This is a genomic window from Streptomyces sp. NP160 (assembly GCF_006335115.1).
In the GTDB taxonomy this organism is placed as follows: Bacteria; Actinomycetota; Actinomycetes; order Actinomycetales; family Quadrisphaeraceae; genus Quadrisphaera.
In genome coordinates this window covers 72,636-94,815 of the sequence record NZ_VDMJ01000006.1, presented here as the reverse complement: position 1 = coordinate 94,815, position 22,180 = coordinate 72,636, and the positions used below count along the sequence as shown (strand labels likewise).

The 22,180-nt window shown below is 74.0% G+C and carries 19 protein-coding genes; 7 read left to right on the top strand and 12 right to left on the bottom strand.

The annotated features are described in order from the left end of the window. Window positions 1-29 precede the first annotated feature (29 nt). Entirely contained in the window at window positions 30-626 is a 597-nt protein-coding gene (locus FHN55_RS04510; RefSeq protein WP_139711053.1) for a GNAT family N-acetyltransferase, read from the top strand. Here FHN55_RS04510 and FHN55_RS04505 read toward each other — a convergent pair. The 4 genes from FHN55_RS04505 to FHN55_RS04490 form a co-directional block, all read right to left on the bottom strand. Further along, window positions 604-1,923, bottom strand: a complete 1,320-nt coding sequence (locus tag FHN55_RS04505) for a nitrate/nitrite transporter (protein ID WP_218974344.1) — start codon at window positions 1,921-1,923, stop codon at window positions 604-606. The genes FHN55_RS04510 and FHN55_RS04505 overlap by 23 nt on opposite strands. Window positions 1,924-2,051: 128 nt before the next feature. Next, on the bottom strand, window positions 2,052-2,354 hold the full coding sequence (locus FHN55_RS04500; RefSeq protein ID WP_139711052.1) for a DUF1540 domain-containing protein: 303 nt from the start codon (window positions 2,352-2,354) through the stop codon (window positions 2,052-2,054). Between the two features lie 164 nt (window positions 2,355-2,518). Next, the gene (locus tag FHN55_RS04495) at window positions 2,519-4,228 is read right to left on the bottom strand and encodes a DEAD/DEAH box helicase (protein WP_139711051.1); all 1,710 of its coding nucleotides are present in this window, start codon (window positions 4,226-4,228) and stop codon (window positions 2,519-2,521) included. Between the two features lie 289 nt (window positions 4,229-4,517). Continuing rightward, window positions 4,518-5,948, bottom strand: coding sequence for a DNA polymerase IV (locus FHN55_RS04490; protein WP_139711200.1), 1,431 nt, complete (start codon window positions 5,946-5,948; stop codon window positions 4,518-4,520). 162 nt (window positions 5,949-6,110) lie between these two features. Here FHN55_RS04490 and FHN55_RS24075 point away from each other — a divergent pair, with 162 nt between their 5' ends. Continuing rightward, the gene (locus tag FHN55_RS24075) at window positions 6,111-6,746 is read left to right on the top strand and encodes a transglycosylase family protein (protein WP_139711050.1); all 636 of its coding nucleotides are present in this window, start codon (window positions 6,111-6,113) and stop codon (window positions 6,744-6,746) included. A gap of 96 nt (window positions 6,747-6,842) precedes the next feature. After that, entirely contained in the window at window positions 6,843-7,457 is a 615-nt protein-coding gene (locus tag FHN55_RS04480) for a transglycosylase family protein (RefSeq protein ID WP_139711049.1), read from the top strand. 78 nt (window positions 7,458-7,535) lie between these two features. Here the strand turns inward: FHN55_RS04480 and FHN55_RS04475 are convergent, their stop codons facing one another. Continuing rightward, entirely contained in the window at window positions 7,536-8,915 is a 1,380-nt protein-coding gene (locus FHN55_RS04475) for an aspartate aminotransferase family protein (protein ID WP_218974343.1), read from the bottom strand. Window positions 8,916-8,993: 78 nt separating this feature from the next. Between FHN55_RS04475 and FHN55_RS04470 the strand changes: the two genes are divergently transcribed. Together FHN55_RS04470 and FHN55_RS04465 are read left to right on the top strand one after the other, a co-directional pair. Next, a complete protein-coding gene (locus FHN55_RS04470) occupies window positions 8,994-10,145 on the top strand; it encodes a phosphotransferase (RefSeq protein WP_139711048.1) in 1,152 nt (383 codons plus the stop codon). A gap of 33 nt (window positions 10,146-10,178) precedes the next feature. Further along, window positions 10,179-10,985: a siderophore-interacting protein gene (locus tag FHN55_RS04465; protein ID WP_180357636.1), complete on the top strand. Its 807-nt coding sequence runs from the start codon at window positions 10,179-10,181 to the stop codon at window positions 10,983-10,985. Between the two features lie 24 nt (window positions 10,986-11,009). Here FHN55_RS04465 and dnaB read toward each other — a convergent pair whose 3' ends face one another. From dnaB to FHN55_RS04430, 7 genes are all read right to left on the bottom strand, one after another. After that, complete coding sequence (gene dnaB / locus FHN55_RS04460) at window positions 11,010-13,583, bottom strand: replicative DNA helicase (protein ID WP_139711047.1); 2,574 nt, start codon at window positions 13,581-13,583, stop codon at window positions 11,010-11,012. An 848-nt stretch (window positions 13,584-14,431) separates the two neighbouring features. After that, entirely contained in the window at window positions 14,432-14,881 is a 450-nt protein-coding gene (gene rplI / locus FHN55_RS04455) for a 50S ribosomal protein L9 (protein ID WP_139711046.1), read from the bottom strand. Between the two features lie 27 nt (window positions 14,882-14,908). Next, complete coding sequence (gene rpsR, locus FHN55_RS04450) at window positions 14,909-15,145, bottom strand: 30S ribosomal protein S18 (RefSeq protein WP_109772846.1); 237 nt, start codon at window positions 15,143-15,145, stop codon at window positions 14,909-14,911. Between the two features lie 86 nt (window positions 15,146-15,231). Further along, window positions 15,232-15,822: a single-stranded DNA-binding protein gene (locus tag FHN55_RS04445; protein ID WP_139711045.1), complete on the bottom strand. Its 591-nt coding sequence runs from the start codon at window positions 15,820-15,822 to the stop codon at window positions 15,232-15,234. An 83-nt stretch (window positions 15,823-15,905) separates the two neighbouring features. After that, window positions 15,906-16,196, bottom strand: coding sequence for a 30S ribosomal protein S6 (gene rpsF, locus FHN55_RS04440; RefSeq protein ID WP_139711197.1), 291 nt, complete (start codon window positions 16,194-16,196; stop codon window positions 15,906-15,908). A gap of 99 nt (window positions 16,197-16,295) precedes the next feature. After that, a complete protein-coding gene (locus FHN55_RS04435) occupies window positions 16,296-17,690 on the bottom strand; it encodes a hypothetical protein (RefSeq protein ID WP_180357635.1) in 1,395 nt (464 codons plus the stop codon). 58 nt (window positions 17,691-17,748) lie between these two features. Then, a complete protein-coding gene (locus FHN55_RS04430; protein WP_139711043.1) occupies window positions 17,749-20,133 on the bottom strand; it encodes a transglycosylase domain-containing protein in 2,385 nt (794 codons plus the stop codon). 260 nt (window positions 20,134-20,393) lie between these two features. On the opposite strand from FHN55_RS04430, the gene FHN55_RS04425 reads away from it, so the two are divergent. Together FHN55_RS04425 and FHN55_RS04420 are read left to right on the top strand one after the other, a co-directional pair. Continuing rightward, a complete protein-coding gene (locus FHN55_RS04425; RefSeq protein WP_139711042.1) occupies window positions 20,394-21,071 on the top strand; it encodes a PadR family transcriptional regulator in 678 nt (225 codons plus the stop codon). Window positions 21,072-21,082: 11 nt separating this feature from the next. Then, window positions 21,083-22,162 carry an inositol-3-phosphate synthase gene (locus FHN55_RS04420; RefSeq protein ID WP_139711041.1) on the top strand — a complete coding sequence of 360 codons (1,080 nt, stop codon included), beginning with the start codon at window positions 21,083-21,085 and terminating at the stop codon, window positions 22,160-22,162. The last annotated feature ends 18 nt before the right edge of the window (window positions 22,163-22,180 follow it).

Here is a 22,180-nt window from a genome sequence, read left to right as displayed (position 1 = left end):
CTCCGGCGCCGGGCGCTACGGTGGCCCGCGTGACCCACCTGGTGACCACCGAGCGCCTCGTCGTGCGCGACTGGGAGCGCTCCGACGCCGCCGCCGCCCTCGCCGTCTTCGGTGACGAGAGGGTCTCCCGCTGGCTCGCGCCGGCGGCCGAGGCGGTCCCGGACGAGCAGGCCATGGCCGAGCGCCTCGAGCAGTGGCGCGCCGAGCAGGTCAGGGAGGGCGACGACGTCGAGCAGTTCGTCGGGCGCTGGGCGCTGGCCCGCAAGGAGGACGGCGCCGTGGTCGGCGCGCTGGTGCTGCGGACCATGCCGCCGCACGGCGAGGACCTCGAGATCGCCTGGCAGCTGGCTCCGGAGCACTGGGGCCACAGCTACGCCAGCGAGGGCGCGCGCGCCCTGGCGGCGTGGGCCTTCGACCGCGGCGCCTCGGAGGTCTTCGCGGTGGTCCGCCCCGGCAACGACCGCGGCGAGTGGATCGCGCGGCGCCTCGGCATGGAGTGGGTCGGGGAGACAGACAAGTACTACGACCTGCACCTGCGGGTCTACCGCCTGCGCCCCTCCGACATCGCGCCGCCCGACCCGGTGACCACCGGCTCGCTGCCGGTCATCGCTCCTCCCCCCGCCTGACGGGGGCACCCGCCCGGACCCGGCGCGGGAAGCGCTGGGCCAGTGCCACGCGGATCGGGGGCACCACCACCCCCTCGGCCGCCAGCTGCGCCCGCACCTTCCGGCGCGTCACCAGGACCCCGACGAGGCCCACGGACCACACGACGTACTGCACGCTGAAGGCGGCGCGGAAGTCGCCCAGGGAGTAGTCGCCGCCGGTGGCGTCGAGCACCACGCCGACAGCCAGCACCGTCAGCAGGCTGGCCACGAACCCGCCCACGTTGACGATGCCCGTCGCCGTGCCCTGGCGGTCCGCGGGGTTGAAGGTGCGGGCGTAGTCGAAGCCCACCATGGACCCCGGCCCCCCGCTGGCGAGCGCGAGGACGAGCAGGCCGAGGAGCCACAGCGGCGCCGGTCCCGGCCACAGGAGCACCGCGGTCCAGGCCGCCGCGTTGGCGGCGACGATGGTCAGCACCAGCCAGGAGCGGCGCAGCGGGTGCCGGGCCACGAGCACGCCCAGCAGCGGGCCGGCCACGAGCCCGGCGACGACGTAGGACGTGAAGAGCGCGCTGACCGTGGCCTGCGGCACGCCCTCACCGCGCTCGAGGAAGGGGAACCCCCACATGAGCGCGAAGACCGTGCCGGGGAACTGGGTGGCGAAGTGGCTCCACAGGCCGAGCCGCGTCCCGGGGTTCCGCCAGGCCCGCACGAGGTCGCGGCCGGCCTTGGACCAGCTCAGCGGCGGGCCGGAGCGGGAGCGCACGCCCGGGGCGTCACGCACGAGGAGGGCCGCGAGGACCGTGGCGATCACGCCGAGGGCCGCTGCCGACGCGAAGGCCGGGGTCCAGCCCGGCCCCGACAGGACCGCCACGAGCGGCACCGCGGACAGCACCTGGCCCAGCTGGCCCATCAGGCCCGTGAGCTGGGTGATGACCGGCGCCTGGCGCGCCGGGAACCACGCCCCCACGAGCCGCAGCACGCTGATGAACGTCAGCGCGTCGCCCGCACCCACGAGCACGCGCCCCACCACGGCGAGCGGCAGCACCGCGCCCACGGCGAGCACGAGCTGGCCCGCGGCCATGAGCAGACCACCGGTGACCACGAGCCTCCGGGTGCCGAACCGGTCCAGGAGGACGCCGGCGGGCACCTGCAGCGCGGCGTAGACGAGGAGCTGGAGCACGGTGAAGGCGGAGACCGCGGCCGCCGTGGTCCCGAACCTGTCGACCGCGTCGAGGCCCGCCACCCCGAAGGAGGTGCGCTGCAGCACCGCCACGACGTACGCCGCGACGCCGACGCCCCACACCACCCACGCGCGCACCGGGTCAGTCTCCCGGGTGCGTGCCGCGGGGGTGCGCACCCCCGCAGACGACGACCGCCGGCCGTCGCGGGGGGCGACGACCGGCGGTCGGTGGTCCTGCTGGGCCCGGCCCGGGGCCGGGAGCGGGGTCAGGAGGCCTGGAAGGTGAGGCAGGCGGCGGTGTCCGAGCCGCTCGCCCCGGCGCCCACGCGGATGGAGCTGGCGGTGCACTCGAGGTCGGTGTTGAACGCGCAGTTGCTGCGCGAGCACGCACCCACCTGCGCCACGACCTTGTCCAGCCCGCCCTTGCGGCCCAGCGGGATGAAGGTGCCGCAGTCCGCCGAGCCGTCGGCGGACCCGACGGTGATGGCGAAGGCGTGGCAGCCGTCGTGGTTGTACGAGCAGCCGGCGACGGTGCACTCGGTGACGGCGGGCATCTCGAGCGTGGCCACGGTGACCTCCAGGAGTCGGTACGGAAAAGCGCTCGTCGATGACCTTATCGGCTCCGCACCGGAATATCTAATGCAACACCCCAGGTCAGCGGCCGTTCGTGATAAATCACGAGGCCCTTTCGATATTCGGTGAGGCTGCCCTCACCGAATATCGGAAGGCCTGACTAGCGAAATGAGGTGAGCCTGTCCTGGCCACCCCGGCGACCACCCTGGCCGCCCTGGCGACCGCGGCCAGAACCACCGCCGCTGACGCTGCTGCGGGAGCCGGTGCCACCGCGCCGCGAGCCGCCGCTCCTGGCGCCGCTGGTGGAGCGGGTCGGCTGGACCGGCGGTGCCGGGGGCGCCGGCTCGACGTGCGGGGCCACCTCACCGGTCAGGCGGAGGACCACCTCGGAGCCGGCCGTGGTCCGCTGGTGCTGCTCGGCGGTGATCCGGGCCTGCCGCATCATCTGCGCCACCTCGCGGCCCTGCTCGGGCAGCACCACGGTGACCACGTCACCGCCGGAGCCCGCACGGGCGGTGCGGCCGGACCGGTGCAGGTACGCCTTGTGCTCGGTCGGCGGGTCGACGTGCACCACCAGCTCGACGTCGTCGACGTGGATGCCGCGCGCGGCGATGTCGGTGGCGACCATGACCTTCACCTCGCCGGAGGAGAACGCGTCGAGGTTCCGAACCCGCGCGTTCTGGGAGAGGTTGCCGTGCAGGTCCACCGCGGGGATCCCCGACGCGGTGAGCTGCTTGGCCAGCTTCTTGGCCTGGTGCTTGGTGCGCAGGAAGAGCACCCGGCGGCCGGTGCCGGAGGCGAGGTGGCGCACGACCTCGGTCTTGGCGCCCGCGTCGGCCACGTGCAGCGCGTGGTGGGTCATCGCCGGCGGCGGGGCGGTGGCGCTGTCGACCGAGTGGGTCAGCGGGTCGACGAGGAAGCGCTTGACCAGCACGTCGACGCCGTTGTCCAGGGTGGCGGAGAACAGCAGGCGCTGGCCCCCCCGGGGGGTGGCGTCCAGGAGGCGGCGCACGCCGGGCAGGAAGCCCAGGTCGGCCATGTGGTCGGCCTCGTCGAGGACGGTCACCTCGACGCCGTCCAGCGTGAGCTCGCGCTGGCGCAGGAGGTCCTCGAGGCGACCCGGGCAGGCGATGACGATGTCGACGCCGGCAGCCAGGGCGGTCACCTGGCGGCCCTGCGGGACCCCGCCGAACACCACGGTGGTGCGCAGCCCGGCGGCCTGCGCGAGCGGCTCGACGGTGGCGGCGATCTGCGTGGCGAGCTCGCGGGTGGGGGCCAGCACGAGGCCGCGCGGGCGGCGGGGTGTCCGCGGGGCCTGTCCCGCGGCGACGCGGGCGACCAGCGGCAGCGCGAAGGCGATGGTCTTGCCCGATCCGGTGCGACCGCGGCCGAGCACGTCACGACCGGCGAGGGTGTCCGGGAGCGTCGCCGCCTGGATGGGGAACGGGCTGGTGACGCCGCGGGCCTCGAGCGAGGCCACGAGCGGGGCCGGGACGCCGAGCTCCGCGAACGACGCCCCGGTGGCCTCCCCGGTGGACGGGTCCGACGGGGAGGCGGGACGCACGGCGGCCTGCGCGGCGCGCTGGGGCGGTGCGCTCTCGGCGCGGGGGGCCGGCGGCTGCACGGCACCGGCGCGGGGGGCGCCGGGCGCCAGGGACCCGGGGGCGAGGACCCGGGAGCCCTGGGGGGCCGAGGCCGGGCGAGCAGCGCCCGCCTGGCCGCCGCGGCCGCGGCCGCCACGGCGGCGGCGCTGCTGGCCGCCCTCGCCGGAGCCGTCGCGGGGGGCGGCACCGGCGGTGCGGCCCGGGGCGGAGTGGCCGGGGCCGTTGTGGCCGGGGTTGCCGTGGCCGGGCGCGTTGGTGGGAGACACGGTGGGGGTTCCTCTCGGGCCGCGGCGCGCGGGGCGCGGCGCAGGCCGGTCCGGCGCGCGGGCGTCCGCCTCGGCGCTGGTGGCTGGCCACCTCCCGCCGGGGCGTCACGCCGGCGCGGCGCGGGAGGTGATCGGGTGGGCGGTCCGGCGCGAGCGCTGGGCTCGGCGCTCCGGACTCTGCCGCGCACGCCCAGTGTGCCGCATGAACCCGACCGACGGGACACGACACACCACATGCGTCCCACGTGGAACACCAACCCCATCCATCACGGGACTCGGGCCACAGGGGTCACCAGACCGGCGGTCCCGAAGGCGCGAGGTCGCCGTCGTCCACGGCGAAGGTGCGGACCCGCCCCACTCCGGTGTGCGGCCCCTCGAAGCGCACCGTGACCCGGCCGACGCCCGAGCCCTGCACCCACCCCGGCCCGTGCTCGCGGTGGACGACGTCCTGGCCCGGGCGCCACAGCACGGCGGAGGCACCAGCCGCCAGCACCTCCGGCTGCCCGGCGTCCGCGCTCCCGTCGTCGTCCTCCTGCTCCGCTTCGGGGTCCGCCGCCCCCGGGGCGGGGGCGGCGGAGGCCTGCGCGAGGAGGTCGGCGAGCAGGTCTCCCTGGACCGGGTCGTCGAGCCCGTCGAGGGCGCCCACCAGGCCCGAGACGCCCACGCCCAGCAGCCGCAGGCCGCCCGTCGTGTTGATGGCCGCGAGGAGCGGCGCGGCCGCCGCGCAGATCTCCTCCGCGGTGACCACGCCCGGGCCGCCGGCGGTGGTGGCGGAGCGGGCCAGCGCCGTGAAGTCGTACCGGCGGGCCTTGACGGTCACCGTGCGGCCCCTCACCCCGGAGGCCTGGAGCCGCTGCGCCACCCGCTCGGCCATCCGCCGCAGCTCCGCGGACAGCACCGACCGGTCCACGACGTCGGTGGGGAACGTCTCCTCGGCGCTCACCGACTTGGCCTCCCTCTCCGGCACCACCGGCCGCGGGTCCACGCCCAGCGCGGCGGCGTGCAGCGCCGCGCCCGCCGCCTTCCCGAGCAGGGAGACCAGCTCGCGCTCGTCCGTCGCCGCCAGCTGGCCCACCGTGGCCACGCCGAGCCCGGCCAGGCGGGCCTCGGTGGCGGGTCCCACGCCCGGCAGCGAGCGCACCCCCAGCGGTGAGAGCACTGATCGCTCGGCACCCGCGGGCACCACGAGGAGCGCGTCCGGCTTGCGCAGGTCCGAGGCCACCTTGGCCACCAGCTTGCTCGTCCCGACCCCCACCGAGGCCGTCAGGCCCACCTGCTCGCGCACGCGCTCCCGGAAGGCGACCGCGGCGGCGAGGACCGCCTCGTCGTCGGGACCCGTGGACGAGCCGCTCAGGTCGACGTAGGCCTCGTCCAGCGAGAGCGGCTCCAGGAGCCCCGGCGGGCCCGCGAGGTCGGCGAGCAGCGCCATCACGTGCGCCGACGCGGCGCGGTAGGCCTCGAAGCGCGGGGAGAGGTAGGCGGCCCAGGGGCAGGCCCGCCGCGCCGCCGCCGTGGGCATCGCGGAGCCGACCCCGAAGGCCCTCGCCTCGTAGGAGGCGGTGGCCACCACGCCGCGCCACGCCGTGCCGCCGACCACCACCGGCTTGCCGCGCAGCGACGGCTTGTCGCGCTGCTCCACGGCCGCGTAGAACGCGTCGAGGTCCACGTGGAGCACCGTGCGAGGGCGACCGGACGGACCGGTGCGCGGATCCGTGCGCACAGGACCGTCGGAGGTCACCTGACGACGGTAGCCCGCGGCGCTTCGTCCACAAGTTCCCCCAAAAGCACCCACGGGCGCACACGCCGTCCGTAGGTTGTGGGCGAACGCCCGGTCGAGCAGCACGGCGACCGGACCGGAGCACCGTCGACACGGAGGTCACCCGTGAGCCGCACCGCACGCCACCGCGCCCAGCCCGAGCCCAGCCGCCTGACCCGCCGGGCGCTCGGCGTGGCGGCCACCGCCGCGGTCGCCGCGGCACCCGTCGTGGCCGTGGCGGCGCCCGCGTCCGCCGCCACGGGCGCCACCTGGGACCGCCTCGCGCAGTGCGAGAGCACCGGCAACTGGGCCATCAACAGCGGCAACGGCTACTACGGCGGACTGCAGTTCTCGGCCAGCACCTGGAAGGGCTTCGGCGGCGGGCAGTACGCCTCCCGCGCGGACCTGGCCAGCCGCGAGCAGCAGATCGCCACCGCCGAGAAGGTCCTCGACGCGCAGGGGTGGGGCGCCTGGCCGGCCTGCTCGCGCAAGCTGGGCCTGGGAGCCGCCGACAAGGCCGGGTCCGCAGGCGCCGCACCGGCAGCGGCCGCCCCCGCGGCCGACGTGACCGCCCAGCGCAGCCCGCAGGCGTCCCGCTCCGCGGCCCGCACGGGCGGCTCCTACACGGTGGCGGCCGGTGACACGTTGGCGAAGATCGCCGCGGCGCAGGGCACCACGTGGCAGGCGATCTACTCCGCCAACACCTCCGTGATCGGCAGCAACCCGCACCGCATCTTCGTGGGGCAGGTCCTGTCCGTCTGACCTGCGGACCCCCCGTCGACTACTAGCCGTGACGACAATGGGGTTCTACGAGGTTTTTCGACACTCTCGGTGATCTGTGTCAGGGTGGGCGGCCTGATGACCCAGCAGACACACGCCCCGGTCCGAAGCTCCCGTCGTCGCCTGCTCGCCCTCGCGGCAGCAGCCTCACTGGCGGCAGCACCGCTGGTGGCCCTGTCGGGCACCGCCGCGCAGGCGGCCTCCGCCAGCACCTGGGACCGCCTCGCGGTCTGCGAGAGCACCAGCGACTGGTCGATCAACAGCGGGAACGGCTACTACGGCGGCCTGCAGTTCTCGTCGAGCACGTGGCGCGAGTTCGGGGGCGGTCAGTACGCCTCCCGCGCCGACCTGGCCAGCCGCGAGCAGCAGATCGCCGTCGCCGAGCGGGTGCTCGCGGTGCAGGGCTGGGGCGCCTGGCCCGCGTGCTCCGCGAAGCTCGGCCTGTCCGGCGCCGACGCGGCGGGCAGCTCCAGCGAGGTGGTGGCCTCGCGGGAGGCGCCCACCGCGTCCCGGTCGACCGAGCGCTCCGGCGGGTCCGGCGGGTCCGGCGGGTACACGGTGCGATCCGGTGACACGCTCTCGAGCATCGCCGCCTCGACCGGCACCACCTGGCAGGCGCTGCACGCCGCGAACGCCGCGGTCATCGGTGCGGACCCCGACCGGCTCCGCGTGGGCACCGTCCTGTCCGTCTGAGCCGGCCAGAGCCGCAGCTCGCCCGAGAGGACCGCCGCCAGGGGCGTCCGGACGTCGTCCGGACGCCCCTGGCGCGCGTCAGCTGCCCGCTGCGCGGCGGGACGCTCCCACGGCGCGGGCGGCGTCGTCGAGAGCCTCCAGCAGCCACGCCGCGTCGGTCGCGGAGAAGACCAGCGGCGGCCGCAGCTTGAGCACGTCGCCACCGGCGCCGCAGACGGAGGTCAGCACGCGACGCTGCCGCAGCGCCTCCACCACGTCCAGCGCCAGCGCCTTCGACCCAGCGCCGGTCTCCGGGTCCACCACCTCCAGGCCGATGTACAGCCCGGACCCGCGCACCTCACCGAGGAGGTCCGTGCGGGCGGACAGCGAGACCAGGTCGTCTCGCAGCGCGGTCCCGACGCGCAGGGCGCTGCCCTGCAGGTCCTCGTCGCGGATGACGTCGAGCACCGCCTGCGCCGCTGCCACCGAGACGGGGTTGCCGCCGAAGGTGTTGAAGTACGGCAGGTGGTCGGCGAAGGAGGCCAGCACCTCGGAGCGCGCGAGCAGCCCCGAGACGGGGATGCCGTTGCCCATCGGCTTGCCCGTGGTGACGAGCTCCGGCACCACGCCGTGGCCGTCGAAGCCCCAGAAGGCGCGGCCGGTCCGGGCGAACCCGGGCTGCACCTCGTCGGCGATGAAGACGCCGCCGCGGGCGCGGACCTCGGCGACGGCGGGCGCCAGGAACCCGGCCGGGTCGGGGAAGACGCCGTCGGAGGAGAAGATCGAGTCGGCCAGGAGCGCAGCGACGCCGAAGCCGGCGTCCTCCAGCTCGTCGGCAGCGGCCGCGACCTTCGCGGCGAACCAGGCGCCGAGGTCGTCCCAGCCCTCCGCGGCGGCGAGCCGCGCGTCGGGGGCGGGCACGGTGCGCACCCACTCCCCGATCGGCTGAGCGGTGCCGAGGGCCGGTGAGAGCTGGGAGACGGTGTCGGTGTTGCCGTGGTAGGCCTCGGAGGAGATCACCACGCCCCTGGCGCCGGTGTGGGCCTGGGCGACCCGGACCGCGAGGTCGTTGGCCTCCGAGCCCGTGCACAGCAGCATGAGCTGGCCGATCTCGTCGGGCGCCGTGGAGAGCAGGTCCTCGGCGTAGTCGAGCACCGCCTCGTGCAGGTAGCGGGTGTGGGTGTTGAGCGTGGCCACCTGCTGCTGCACCGCGGACACCACCCGCGGGTGGCAGTGCCCGACGCTGGCGACGTTGTTGTAGACGTCGAGGTAGCGCTCGCCGTCGGCGTCGAACAGGTGAGACCCGACCCCGCGCACCAGGTGCACCGGGTCGCGGTAGAAGAGGCGGTAGGCGGGTCCGAGCAGCTGCGAGCGGCGGCGCGTCAGCGCCAGCGTCTGCTCGCTGACGCCCTCGGCGTCCTCCGGGCGGAAGCTGTTGGTGTCCATGATCGTGGAGCGGGTGGTCGACGGGGCGGTCACGGGCGGAGTCTGCGCGAGCCGCGTTAAGGACCTGTTTCGTCGGCCCGCGCGCGACGTCCGGTTCGCCACCATCGGTCGGTGACCGCCCCGACCGCCCCTGCCTCCACCGCCGCGGCGGACGGGCTCGACACCCCGAGCGAGCAGCCCGTCGAGCAGCCCGTCGAGCAGCCCGTCGAGCAGCCCGTCGAGCAGCCCAGCACCGACGTCTCCCTGCACGCCTTCGACGCGCTCGGGAAGGGCGCCCCGGCGCCGTACTGGCTGCACCGGGGCGTGTGCGCGGCGTGGGGGCTGGAGCCGATGCGGGTGGACATGCCCCTCATCACCGTCTCGGAGAACGCCACCTTCCGGCTCGACCTCGACGGCCGGCCGGTGGGCGTGGTCCGGGTGTCGCAGCCCGGGTACGTGGGGGGCCCGGCGGCCATCGCCAGCGAGATCGCCTGGCTGGGGGCGCTGCACGCGCTCGACGAGGTGCGCCTCATCGACCCGGTGCCCACGGTGCGCGGCGGCTTCACCGCCGTCGTCAAGGACACCCGGGGGCACGGGTGGGCGTGCGTCTCCACGCGCTTCGTGGAGGGGTCGCCGCTGGAGGAGCTCGACGACCCCGCCGAGTGCTACCGCACCATCGGCCGGTGGACCGCGCTCTTCCACGAGCACGCCCGGTCCTGGGAGCCGCCGCACGCCTTCGAGCGGTTCACGTGGGACGTCCCCGACCTCGTCGGACCGACGGCCCGCTGGGGGCCGTGGGAGCAGGCGGTCGAGAGCCCCGAGGACGAGCTGCTGCTCGGGAGGGCGCAGGCGCGGGCCCTGGAGCTGCTGGCCGACCTCCCCGCGACCCGCGACCACTGGGGCCTCATCCACGCCGACCTGCGCCCGTCCAACATCATGGCGACCGCCGACGGGGCGCTGACGGTCATCGACTTCGACGACTGCGGCTTCGGCTTCTACCTGTACGACTTCGCCGCGGCCCTCAGCTTCGTCGACCACGAGCCGTACGCCCCCGCCATGGCGCGGGCGTGGGTGGCCGGCTACCGCGAGGTGTCGCCGCTGACCCAGGCCGACCTCGTGCACGCCTGCGCGCTGGCGATGCTCCGCCGGTTGCAGCTGCTGGGGTGGACCACCGGGCACCGCGCCGACGCGCTGCCACCGGGCCTGTTCGACGCGCAGCTGCCGGGTTCCGTGGAGTGCGCCCGCCGCTTCCTCGACGACCCCCTGTGGCTGCTGCAGGGGTAAGGGTCACCTAACTCGCGCGTCTAGCATGGGGCCGTGCACGGATCAGTGGTGAGGACCGAGCGGCTGACCCCGACGCTGGTGAGGGTGGTGCTGGGCGGCCCGGGCCTCGACGGCTTCCGGTCCGCCGACGGCACCGACGCGTACGTCAACGTGGCGATCCCCCCGGCGGGCGCGCCCTACGGTGCGGTGTTCGACCCGAGGGCGCTGCGCGAGGCCGGGTTGCCGCGCGAGCAGCTGCCGGCCCGGCGCCGGTACACCGTGCGCTCCTGGGACGCCGACGCGCGCGAGCTGGCGATTGACTTCGTCGTGCACGGCGACGCGGGGGTCGCGGGGCCGTGGGCCGCGTCGGCAGAGCCCGGTGACGTGCTCGTCTTCGAGGGACCGGCGTCGGGCTACCGGCCGGACCCGGCCGCCGCGTGGCACCTCATGCTCGGCGACGAGTCGGCGCTGCCGGCGGTCGCGGCCTCCCTGGAGGCGCTGCCGACCGACGCCACCGCGGTGGTGCGGCTCGTCTGCGACGGCCCGGAGCACGAGGTTCCGCTGTCGGCGCCGGCGGGGACGGACCTGGTGTGGCTGCACCGCACCCACGACGACGAGCGGGACGCGGCGCTGCTGCTCGAGGCGACGCGCGCCCTGGAGTGGCCCGACGGCACCGTCCACGCCTTCGTGCACGGCGAGGCGGAGGAGATCAGGGCGGTCCGCCGCCACCTCCTGCTCGACAGGGGGCTGGAGCGCTCGGAGATGTCCTGCTCGCCGTACTGGCGCCGCACGATGACGGACGAGGCGTGGCGGTCGGTCAAGCGCGACTTCGTGGCGGCGATGGACGCCGAGGTCGCCTGACGTCGGGGCCACCGGCTGGGGCGCTCAGCCGGTGGCCATGTCCACGAAGCGCGAGTAGTGGCCCTGGAAGGCCACGACGATGGTGTCCGTGGGCCCGTTGCGGTGCTTGGCGACGATGAGGTCGGCCTCGCCCGCGCGGGGGCTCTCCTTCTCGTAGGCGTCTTCGCGGTGCAGCAGGATGATCATGTCGGCGTCCTGCTCGATGGCGCCGGACTCGCGCAGGTCGGCCATGGCCGGGCGCTTGTCGGTGCGCTGCTCGGGGCCGCGGTTGAGCTGCGAGATGGCGATGACGGGCACCTCGAGCTCCTTGGCGAGGAGCTTGAGGGCTCGGGAGAACTCCGAGACCTCCTGCTGGCGGCTCTCGACCTTCTTGCCGGAGGTCATGAGCTGCAGGTAGTCGATGACGACGAGCTTCAGCCCGTGCTGCTGCTTGAGCCGGCGGCACTTGGCGCGGATCTCCATCAGCGTCATGTTGGGGCTGTCGTCGATGAACAGGGGCGCCTCGCTGACCGCGCCCATGGTGCGGGCCAGGCGGGTCCAGTCCTCCTCGCGCATGGTGCCCTTGCGCATGTTCTGCAGCGGCACCTTCGCCTCGGCGGACAGCAGGCGCATGGTGATCTCGGTCTTGCCCATCTCCAGGGAGAAGACGACGGCGGGCATGTTGTTCTTGATCGCCGCCGACCGGAGGATGTCCAGCCCGATGGTCGAGTTGTGGGTGGGCACCATCGAGCGCGTCGCCAGGTACAGGTGCGAGGGGTGCTCGATCTCGATGCACCGCACCGGCACGCTGGCCACAGGCCGGACCTCGACGACGTAGCGCTGCCGCAGCCTCTCCGTGGACGGACGGCGGCGATCCTTGTGCACGAGCCGCTTGCGCTCGAGCGCGAACACGTCGTCGTCAGTCGAGAAGGTGATCGTGAAGCAGGTCGAGCGTTCCGGGCCTCGGCCCGCCACAGGGCGGGTCGAGACAGCGCACCGGTAGCCGAGGCTCAGGACGAGCTCTTGCACGTCGCGGGCGAGACGCTCGTCCGTGACCGAGAACTGCACGCTCCCCGTGGGGTTGACGGTCCCGTCGCTGTCCAGCAACCCGGCCAGGAGCTCACGACGCTGTCGCTCGCTCGCGCGGAGGTAGGACGCCGGGATGTGCTTGCTCCCGAGGACTCCGAGCCCCCTCAGGAGGCCCAGGACGGACCCGTGGGCGGCGTGGCAGCTCGAACAGCGACGCAGACCTGACGACGACCGGCCGCAGTCGGGGCACGCGGGCTCTGCGACGGGCGCGCTGACGGTCTTCGCGCGGCCGCCGCACGAGCGGCCGCACGAGCGCACCTGGCTGGCCCGAGGCGTGAAGGCAGCGCCGCAGACGACGCAGCTGCCCTCAGCCACCTGCGGCTGCGGCAGGCGCCACGAGTAGCTGATGGTCCCGGCGACGGCTCGGACGTCGTACCCCTCGCTCTCGACGCGGGCGACGACTTCCAGGTCCGCTGTGGTGAAGCGGGCCGCGTCCGTGTGCCCGTCACCGAGCCACACGCCGAGGGCGTAGGGGGACACCGGCAGCGGCTGCCGCTCGAGCTGGAGCGGCTGCGCCACCTCCACGCTGTGCTCGACCCGCTCGTCAGCGGTCGCGCAGCGCACCGATCGGGCCATCTCCTCGGTCGTCCTGATCGACGCTGATCGGCCGCTGCGTCGCTCGGCACGAGTCCGGGTCGCCCACTGGTGCTGGGCGTCGGCGATGACTGTGGTGCCGTCGTCGAAGACGAGCTCGTAGCAGGGGCGGTCGAGCATGACGTCGGTCGCGGCGACCACCCGGGTGGGCGTGCCGTCAGCGGCGATGACGCAGTCCCCGACCGAGACCTCACCCATCGTCGTCCAGCCGGTGGGTGTGGGCAGCTGGGTGTCCAGCGCCAGAGCCTTGCCGATGGCGGGGCGGGCGGCGATGACGATCATCTGGCCCCCGTGGAGGCCGTTGGTGAGGGCGTCGAGGTCGGCGAAGCCCGTGGGCACACCGATCATCCCGTCGCCGCGGTGGCTGGAGGCCTCGATCTCGTCGATCGTGGCCTCGATGGTGGAGCCCAGCGGGACGTAGTCCTCGGTCTGGCGCTGGTCGGTGACCGCGTAGACCTCGGCCTGGGCGGTGTTGACGAGGGCGTCGACGTCGCCGCCCTCCGCGGCGTAGCCGAGCTGCACGATGCGCGTCCCGGCCTCCACGAGGCGCCGCAGGACGGCGCGCTCGCGCACGATCCGGGCGTAGTAGCCGGCGTTCGCCGCGGTCGGCACCGACGAGATGAGCGTGTGCAGGTACCCGGGGCCACCGACGCGCCCGATCTCGCCCTTGCGGGTGAGGGTGGCGGCCACCGTGATGGCGTCTGCCGGCTCGCCGCGACCGTAGAGGTCCATGACCGCGTCGTAGATGAGCTCGTGGGCGGGCCGGTAGAAGTCCGTGCCCCTGATCTGCTCGACGACGTCGGCGATGGCGTCCTTGCTGAGCATCATGCCGCCCAGCACGCTCATCTCAGCGGCGACGTCCTGCGGGGGCGTGCGCCCCAGCTCCTCACTGGGGCCCGCCGAGGACTCGTACGGCTCCAGGTCGGCCAGCGACATCCGTGTCAGCCCTCCCGCCTCTCCTGAGCGGTCGCCCGCTCACCCGTCCCTGCTCGTCTCGTCCGTCCCGCTGCCGGGACCGCTCACCACATCTAGCCACCCACCACCGACAGTCCGTGGGCCGACGGCGGAACAGGGGTGGACGGGGGCCGGAGGGCGCTCGCCGCCTGCTGCCGCGGACTCGGTGGTGCTGTCGACGGTAAGCGCCCGTGGGGGCCTGCGGCGGCGATCTCCGGCTGCTGGCGCGGCGCCCCTGTGGACAGGCGGTCGCGGCAGCCCTCTCACCTGCGGTGGAGGAGACCTGAGTTGTCCACAACCTGGGGACAGACCTGTGGACAACTGTGGATAACTCCGTGGTGATCACGACTCCACAGGCTGCGACCTGCCCTGACGTCCATCCACTGGGTGTGGACGACGAGCCGTCCACAGGGTGAACTCGAGGTGTCGGCGTGTCGCTGCACCGGCGTGTCGCACCCGACGCGCCGGTGGTGACAGAGCGCTGATGGAGGCTCCGCGCAGCGTCGCTGTGGGTCATGGGCGTTCCGAGGGCCAGCCCGAGGGGCCCCTCGTCTTCACGGCCCAGTCTCGCGGTCGACCCGGGGACGCCCAGGCCGGCTGGGGTCGCTGGAGCCCGCCTCAGGGCCTCCACCCGGGCCCCGACATCCCCACCGGCACGTCGCGACCCCACCCGGCCGCCGAGGCTGCGGCGTGGCGGTGCGAGCCGGGCGGTGGACGCTGGCCGCGGCGTCGTCCTCCCCGTCGTCGTCGGCAGACACGTCGACGCCCGCCCCGCGGGTGCGGGACGGGCGTCGAGGTGGTGCAGCGGCGCTGCAGCGCGTCAGCGGGGCTCAGGCCTCCGGGACGACCTGCACGTCGATCGAGGCGGACACCTCGGGGTGCAGGCGGACCTGCACGGTGTACTCGCCCGTGGACCGAATGGGGTTGCCGATCTCCACCTTGCGGTGGTCGATCGACGTGCCCGTGGAGTCCTTCACCGCGCTGGCGACCAGCGACGGCGTGACGGAACCGAACAGGCGCCCGCCGGTGCCGGTGCGCACCTGCAGCTTCACCGGAGCGGACTCCAGGCGCTGCTTGACGGACTTGGCCTCGTCGATGGAGGCCAGCTCGCGGGTGGCGCGGGCCGCGCGGATCTGCGCGACCTGCTTCTCGCCGCCCTTGGTCCAGCCGGTGGCCAGGCCGCGGGGGACGAGGTAGTTGCGGCCGTAGCCGTCCTTGACGTCGACGACGTCGCCGGGGGCACCGAGGCCGGTGACCTCCTGCGTGAGGATGAGCTTCATCTCTCGGTCTCCTCTGTCAGCCGGGGGTCAGCGCGGCGAGCTGGTGTAGGGCAGCAGGGCCATCTCGCGCGCGTTCTTCACGGCGGTGGCGATCTGGCGCTGCTCCTGGACGGACACACCGGTCACGCGGCGGGCGCGGATCTTGCCGCGGTCGGAGATGAACTTCCGCAGCAGCGCGGTGTCCTTGTAGTCGACCGTGGTGATCTTCGCCGCCTTGAGCGGGTTGACCTTCTTCTTGGGCTTGCGCACAGCGGGCTTGGCCATCGTGGAGCTCCCTCTCTCGGAGCCCGGCCCCGCTGGCAGGGGCCGGGATGGTGGGTGTTGGTCTGTGGGTCTGGAAGATCCGTCTGTCAGAACGGCGGGTCGTCGTTGAACGAGCCGCCGCCCCAGCTGCCGCCGCCGGAGCCGGAGCTCTGGCCGCCGCCGCCCCCCGAGGGGCCGGTGGCCCACGGGTCGTTGGACTGCTGGCCGCCACCGGAGGAGCCGCCGAAGCCGCCCCCGCCGCCGGAGCCGCCGCCGAAGCCGCCGCCGCCCTGGCCGCCGCCGCCGAAGCCGCCACCGCCCCCACCGCCGGAGCGCTGGGTCTTGTTGACCTTGGCGTTGGCGTACCGCAGGGAGGGGCCGATCTCGTCGACCTGCATCTCCATGGTGGTGCGCTTCTCGCCCTCCTTGGTCTCGTACGAGCGCGAGACCAGGCGGCCGGTGACGATGACCCGCGTGCCGCGGGTCAGGGACTCGGCGACGTTCTCCGCCGCGTCGCGCCAGACCGAGCAGCGCATGAACAGGGTCTCCCCGTCCTTCCACTCGTTGCTCTGGCGGTCGAAGGTCCGCGGCGTGGAGGCCACGGTGAAGCCGGCCACGGCAGCCCCGGACGGGGTGAACCGCAGCTCGGGGTCGCTCGTCAGGTTGCCGATGACGGTGATCGTCGTCTCGCCGGCCATGGGGTGCTCCTCAGCAGCTGGGTGTGTCGTCGCGTGCGGTCCGCGTCCAGCGCCGGTCTAGCAGCCGGCGCCGACAGCGGGTCTCAGGCGGTCTCGAGGCGCAGGAGCTTGGTGCGCAGCACGGCCTCGTTGAGGTTGAGCTGGCGGTCGAGCTCCTTGGCGGTGGCCGGCTCGGTGTTCATGGTCACGACGGCGTAGATGCCCTCGGACTTCTTGTCGATGTCGTAGGCCAGGCGACGACGGCCCCAGATGTCGACGTTCTCGACGGTGCCACCGTCGGCGCGGACGACGTTGAGGAACCTGTCGAGCGAGGGAGCGACGGTGCGCTCCTCGAGCTCGGCGTCGAGGATGACCATCAGTTCGTAGGCGCGCATCAGCGACCCACCTCCTCTGGACTCGGCGGTCACGGTCTCTCCGTGACAGGAGGCGCCGCCCTCGCGGGCGGCAGCGGTCCGGGGACCCGGACCAGCAGGTCAGTCTACCGGCTGCGGGACGGGGTCCCGGACGTCGTCGTCCGCCGCACGCGCGGCACGCCGCGAGCCGGCGGGCGCGGCCGACCTCGCCGTCGTCCTGACGCCCTGCACGGCGAGGAGGGCGAGCGCCGCCAGCCGCAGCACCAGCAGGACGGCGTACCCGCCGGGCGACATCCCGCGCCCGTCCTCGGAGCTGGTGGCGTACAGGTAGAGCCAGGTCCCGGTGGCGTAGGCGCACTCGGTCAGCGCCCAGGGCAGGTGGTCGCGCCACCGCGGCGCGGCGACGGCGGCCAGCGGCAGCACCACCAGGGTGGCCTGCACGGGCACGCTGGGGGAGACCGCGAGCCCACCCGCCACGAGCACCAGCGCCACGGCCGCGAGGCGGCGGACGGGGTCCGCGCCCGCCGTGCGGACCGCCGCAGCGGTCGCGAGGAGGACGACGACCAGCAGCCCGGCTCCCGCCAGGGCCGTCACGGCCCCAGCGGGGAGGGCGGACCAGGGGAGCCGGCTGCCGTCGGGCAGGTCCCCCTGAAGGCCGGGCAGCAGCCACAGGGAGCCGAAGCCCGCCCCGCCCGAGCCGTCCCACCAGCGGGATCCGCCGTCCAGCCCGCCCAGGGGGATGCTCGACACCAGCGTCACCAGGCCGCCGGCGAGCACGGCGGCGGCCGTGGCGGCCAGGGCGTCGAGGGCGGAGAGCGGCTCGGTCTCGGCCGCGGCCGGGGCGCCGCGGCGCGACCGCCGACCGAGGAGCACCACGAGCCAGACGGCGACGACGACGAGCGCGACCGCCGGCCTGACACCCGCGGCGACACCCACGAGCGCGCCCGCGACGGCGGGGCGTCGGCGCGCGAGGGCCAGCAGCGCTCCGGCGAGGAGGGTCACCGCCACGAGGTCCACGGAGACGAGCCCGGCGGTGACGACCACGGGGCTGAGGGCGACGAGGGCGGCGTCCCAGCCGGAGGCACCCGCCGCCCCGGTGCGCGCCCGGACCACGAGCACCGCGGCCAGGGACAGCGCGAGCGCGGCCAGCAGCACCGAGGTGTCGAAGGCGCCGCGGGGCGTGGTGCCGACGAGCTCCAGCAGGCGCAGGACGACGGCGGTGGTCGGCGGCTGGCCGCTGGCTCCGCCGGCATTCGCCACCAGGGCGGGGACGTCGGAGTAGCAGGCGTGGACGAACTGGTCGGGCGACGCCCACCCGGTGGCGCGGCAGTGCTGGCGGGTCAGCGCCGCGAGGGCCACCGGCACGACGGCCGCCAGCGCCAGCAGGGGAGCAGCACCCCACAGGCGGCCGCCCGCACCCGGGGGAGGTGTCGTGGCGGCGCGGTCACCGAGCGGGCCACCCACCGCCTCGCTGGCGGCCCTGACGACGGCGTCGCTGCGGCTGGGTGCACCCACGTCCGAGATCGTCCCCCACCCGCTGCCGGTGGCCGCCGCCAGTCCCGACCGGTCCCGGTCAGCCCTGGCCGCGCCCGCCGGGGCCCGCCGGGCCGCCGGTCGCCTGCTGGCCGGGGCGCGCCTGGCCGAGGCGCGCCGCGACGCGGTCGGCGAGACCGGGCGGGCCGGCGGCCTGAGCGGTGTCGCCCTGGTCCTCGCCGCCGTCGCCGCCGTCGCCCCCGTTCCCGCCGCCGTTGCCGTTGCCGCCGCCGTTCCCGGGACCGTCGGTCGCGCCGTCCGTGGCGCCGTCCGTGGCCCCGTCGGTCGCGCCGTCGGTCGGCGTGTCCGAGGGGGAGGCCGTCGCGGTCTCGGTCGGCGTCGGGGTGGCCGTCGGCGAGGGCGCGGCGCTCACCTGCTTCGACGGCTTCGGGAACTGCAGGACGTCCGTGCCCTTGAGCGCCTTGGTCATGTAGGAGGTCCAGATCTTGGCGGGGATGGTGCCGCCGGTGATGTCGCTCCTGACGCCGCCCCAGGAGCCGAGGGGAAGCTGCTTGCCGCCCTCGCCGCTGTTGTAGAGGACGACAGCGGTCTGCAGCTGCGGCGTGAAGCCGTTGAACCAGGCGGCGTAGCTGTCGTTCGTCGTCCCGGTCTTGCCGGCGATCGGGCGCTTGCCGAAGGCGCTGCCCACGCTGGCCGCGGTGCCGCCGCTCTTCGTCACCTGCTGCATGGCGTAGACGGTGTCCGCCACGGCCTGCTGGTCGAAGGTGGCCGTCGGTCGGAGGTCCTCGGTGTACCGCGGGGTCTCGCCCTGGTTGATCGACTTCACGAAGTGCGCCGTGTGCACCTCGCCCCCGTTCGCGAGGGCGGCGTAGGCCTGGGCCATCTGGATCGGCCTGACCGTCGACGTCCCCAGCACGTTGGAGAGGAGGTCCGTCTCGTTGTCGGCGACCGGCGCCCCGAGCCGCTTCGCCACGTCGGCCGTCTTGTCAGGGCCGATCTCCTCGTTGAGGTGCACGTAGACGGTGTTCACGGAGTCGGCGGTGGCCTTGACGAGGTTGATGTCGCCGAACTGCTCGCCGTTGCCGCTGCCGTAGTTCTTCACCCTGTACCCGTCGAAGGTCTGCGGGCTCGCTCCGTCGAAGGTGTCGGAGAGCGTGTACTCCCCGCTCTCGAGCGCCGCGAGGAGCGTGAACGGCTTGAAGGTCGACCCCGCCTGTGCGGAGCCCTTGGTGACGGAGTCGTACTGCGTCTGCGGGTCCTCGCCGGCGTACATCGCGCGGACACCGCCGGTGGCGGGGTCCACGGACACGAGACCCGCGCGCACGGTGTCCGGCCGCCCGTTCGTCGGGTAGGCCTTCGGGTCCTCCATGGTCGCGACGGCGGAGTCCTGCAGGCCCTTGTCGACCGTGGTCACCACCGTGAGGCCGGCGGTCTCCACCTGGTCCGTCGTGGTCAGCGTCTGGCTGCCGCCGTCGAGGGTGCCCACGGTGAAGTTCTGCGTCTTGCCGAGGTTGGCGATCTCCTCGACGACGGCCTGCAGGATGTAGCCGTTGGGGCCCTTGGACCACTCCGGCTTCAGCTGGTCGACCGTGGGCGGGATGGTCGGGTTGGCCGCGACCTCAGCGGCGGAGACGAACCCCATCTGCTGCATGGCGCCCATCACGTACGTGTAGCGCTTCTGGGCGTTCGCCTGGTCGACCGCGGGGTCCCACGCAGAGGGGGCCGGGAGGATGCCGATGAGGAGCGCGGCCTGCTCGTTGGTCAGCTGCGTCGGGTCGGCGTCCGGGCCGAAGTAGGCCTCCGTGGCGGCGCCGATGCCGTAGGCGCCGCGCCCGAAGTAGACGGTGTTGAGGTAGCTCGTGAGGATCTGGTCCTTGGAGTACTGCTGGTCCACCTTGAGGGCCTGGATGGCCTCGGTGGCCTTGCGCGTGTAGGCGCGCTGGTCGTTGCCGGTGATGTTCTTCACGTACTGCTGCGTGATGGTCGACCCGCCGCCGAGGTCGGGGTTGCCCGTCAGCACGCCCCAGACCGCACGACCGATGCCGGTGACGGAGACGCCCTTGTTCTCGTAGAAGGTGCGGTCCTCCGAGGCCACGGCGGCGTCCTTCGCGGACTTGGGCATCTGGTCCGGCTCGAGCGGCTTCCTGTCGATGCCGTCGTTGAGCTCGCCCATGACCGTGGTGCCGTCGCTGTAGTAGACGGTGGTCGTCGCCTTGAGCGCGTCACCGTTCATGGACGGCGTCGAGGTGGTGGCGTAGGCGAACGCCCCGGCACCGACCACCATGATCACCAGCAGGAGCAGCCCGCTGACCACCAGCTGCCACGACGGCAGCCAGCGGCGCCGGCGCTTCGGCGCCGGCGGTCGCTGCCCACCGGCACCGCCGTGGCGCGGGTCGGCCGTGCGGGCCGTCGGGCGTGCGGCGGGGGCGGAGCGGCGGCTGGGGGCCTGGGGGTGAGAAGGCACCGGGTGCGTCCCTGGAGTCGTGCGGGCGCCTCCGGCCCGTCCTGGGCTCGGGTGGTGCCGCGGGCGGAGCGGTCTCGAGTCCCCGCCAGTATGCGGCGCTGACCTGAAGCGGCACTGGTCTTCGGCTGCACGGGTGGGTCACGAGTCGCGCACGCACCGCTGCGTCGCTACAGTCCGCTGATGTATCGGCCCGATACATCAGCACTGCGCCCGCGCCCCGCTGAGCGGGCGTCCGGGACGACAGCAGAGGGGGACGGCGCGTGGCACGAGGCTCCGACGCGCTGACCATCGCCGTCCTCGGCCTCCTGGACGACGCCCCTCTGCACGGCTACGAGCTGCGCAAGCGCATCGACCTCGTGATCGGCCCCCTGCGGCGCCGCATCTCCTTCGGCAGCCTCTACCCGGCACTGCGCTCCATGGAGGAGCGCGGCTGGATCACGCAGAGCTCGCCCACCACCGCCACCCCGCCGCTGGCCGGCAAGCGCAGCCGCGTCGTCTACCAGCTCACCGACGCCGGCCGCGCCCAGCTGCGCTCGCTGCTCGCCAGCTCCGGTCCTGCGACGTGGGAGGACGAGCAGTTCGACGTCCACTTCGCCTTCTTCGGCAGCACCGACCCCGCCACCAGGCTGCGCATCCTCGAGGGGCGCCGCACCCGCGTGGTCGAGCGCCTCGAGCGCGTCAGCGCCGCCGGCGCCAGCGCCCGCGCCGACAGCTGGTCGGCGGAGCTGCACCGCCACACCACCGACTCCCTGGAGCGGGAGCTGCGCTGGCTCGACGAGCTCGTCGAGCGCGAGCGCGGCTCCGGGTCCGGGCCCGGGGCGCCGTCCAGGTCCCCGCAAGCACCGCCGCCCTCCCCCTCCGCGCGATCCGGCGCTGACGGGGAGGGACCGGCCAGCAGTACCAGCCAGCCGACCGGCCAGCTGTCGTCCAACCAGTGAGGAGAGAACGGATGGGCTCCATCCGCGTCGCCGTCGTGGGCGTCGGCAACTGCGCCGCGTCCCTGATCCAGGGCGTCGAGTACTACAAGGACGCCGCGGACGACGCGACCGTCCCCGGCCTCATGCACGTCCGCTTCGGCGAGTACCACATCTCGGACATCGAGTTCGTGGCCGCGTTCGACGTGGACGCCAAGAAGGTCGGCTTCGACCTGTCCGAGGCGATCTTCAACTCGGAGAACAACACCATCAAGATCGCTGACGTGCCGCCGCTGGGCGTGCCGGTGCAGCGCGGCGTCACGCACGACGGCCTCGGCAAGTACTACCGCGAGACCATCGAGGAGTCCGACGCCGCGCCGGTCGACGTGGTGCAGGCGCTCAAGGACGCCCGTGCCGACGTCCTGGTCTGCTACCTGCCCGTGGGCTCCGAGGACGCCGCGGAGTTCTACGCGCAGTGCGCCATCGACGCCAAGGTCGCCTTCGTCAACGCGCTGCCGGTGTTCATCGCCTCCGACCCGGAGTGGGCGCAGAAGTTCACCGACGCCGGCGTGCCGATCGTCGGGGACGACATCAAGTCCCAGATCGGTGCGACCATCACGCACCGCGCGCTGATGCGCCTCTTCGAGGACCGCGGCGTCATCGTCGACCGGACGTACCAGCTCAACGTCGGCGGCAACATGGACTTCAAGAACATGCTCGAGCGCGACCGCCTCGAGTCCAAGAAGATCTCCAAGACGCAGGCCGTGACGAGCAACGTCGACCACGACCTCGGCAAGCGCAACGTCCACATCGGTCCGAGCGACTACGTCGAGTGGCTCGACGACCGCAAGTGGGCCTACGTGCGCATGGAGGCCCGCAACTTCGGCGACGTGCCCCTGAACATGGAGTACAAGCTCGAGGTCTGGGACTCCCCGAACTCGGCCGGCGTCATCATCGACGCGCTGCGCGCCGCGAAGATCGGCCTGGACCGCGGCATCGGCGGCCCGCTGACGTCGCCGTCGTCCTACTTCATGAAGTCGCCGCCGGTGCAGAAGCGCGACGACAAGGCCAAGGACGACGTCGAGGCCTTCATCGCCGGCACCAACGAGCGCTGACCCAGGCACCACCCGCGG

Coding starts and splice junctions, on each gene's coding strand:
- FHN55_RS04480 (WP_139711049.1), top strand. CDS start 6,843: ATGACCCAGCAGACACACGCCCCGGTCCGAAGCTCCCGTCGTCGCCTG.
- dnaB (WP_139711047.1), bottom strand. CDS start 13,583: ATGTCGCTGGCCGACCTGGAGCCGTACGAGTCCTCGGCGGGCCCCAGT.
- rplI (WP_139711046.1), bottom strand. CDS start 14,881: ATGAAGCTCATCCTCACGCAGGAGGTCACCGGCCTCGGTGCCCCCGGC.
- rpsR (WP_109772846.1), bottom strand. CDS start 15,145: ATGGCCAAGCCCGCTGTGCGCAAGCCCAAGAAGAAGGTCAACCCGCTC.
- FHN55_RS04445 (WP_139711045.1), bottom strand. CDS start 15,822: ATGGCCGGCGAGACGACGATCACCGTCATCGGCAACCTGACGAGCGAC.
- rpsF (WP_139711197.1), bottom strand. CDS start 16,196: ATGCGCGCCTACGAACTGATGGTCATCCTCGACGCCGAGCTCGAGGAG.
- FHN55_RS04420 (WP_139711041.1), top strand. CDS start 21,083: ATGGGCTCCATCCGCGTCGCCGTCGTGGGCGTCGGCAACTGCGCCGCG.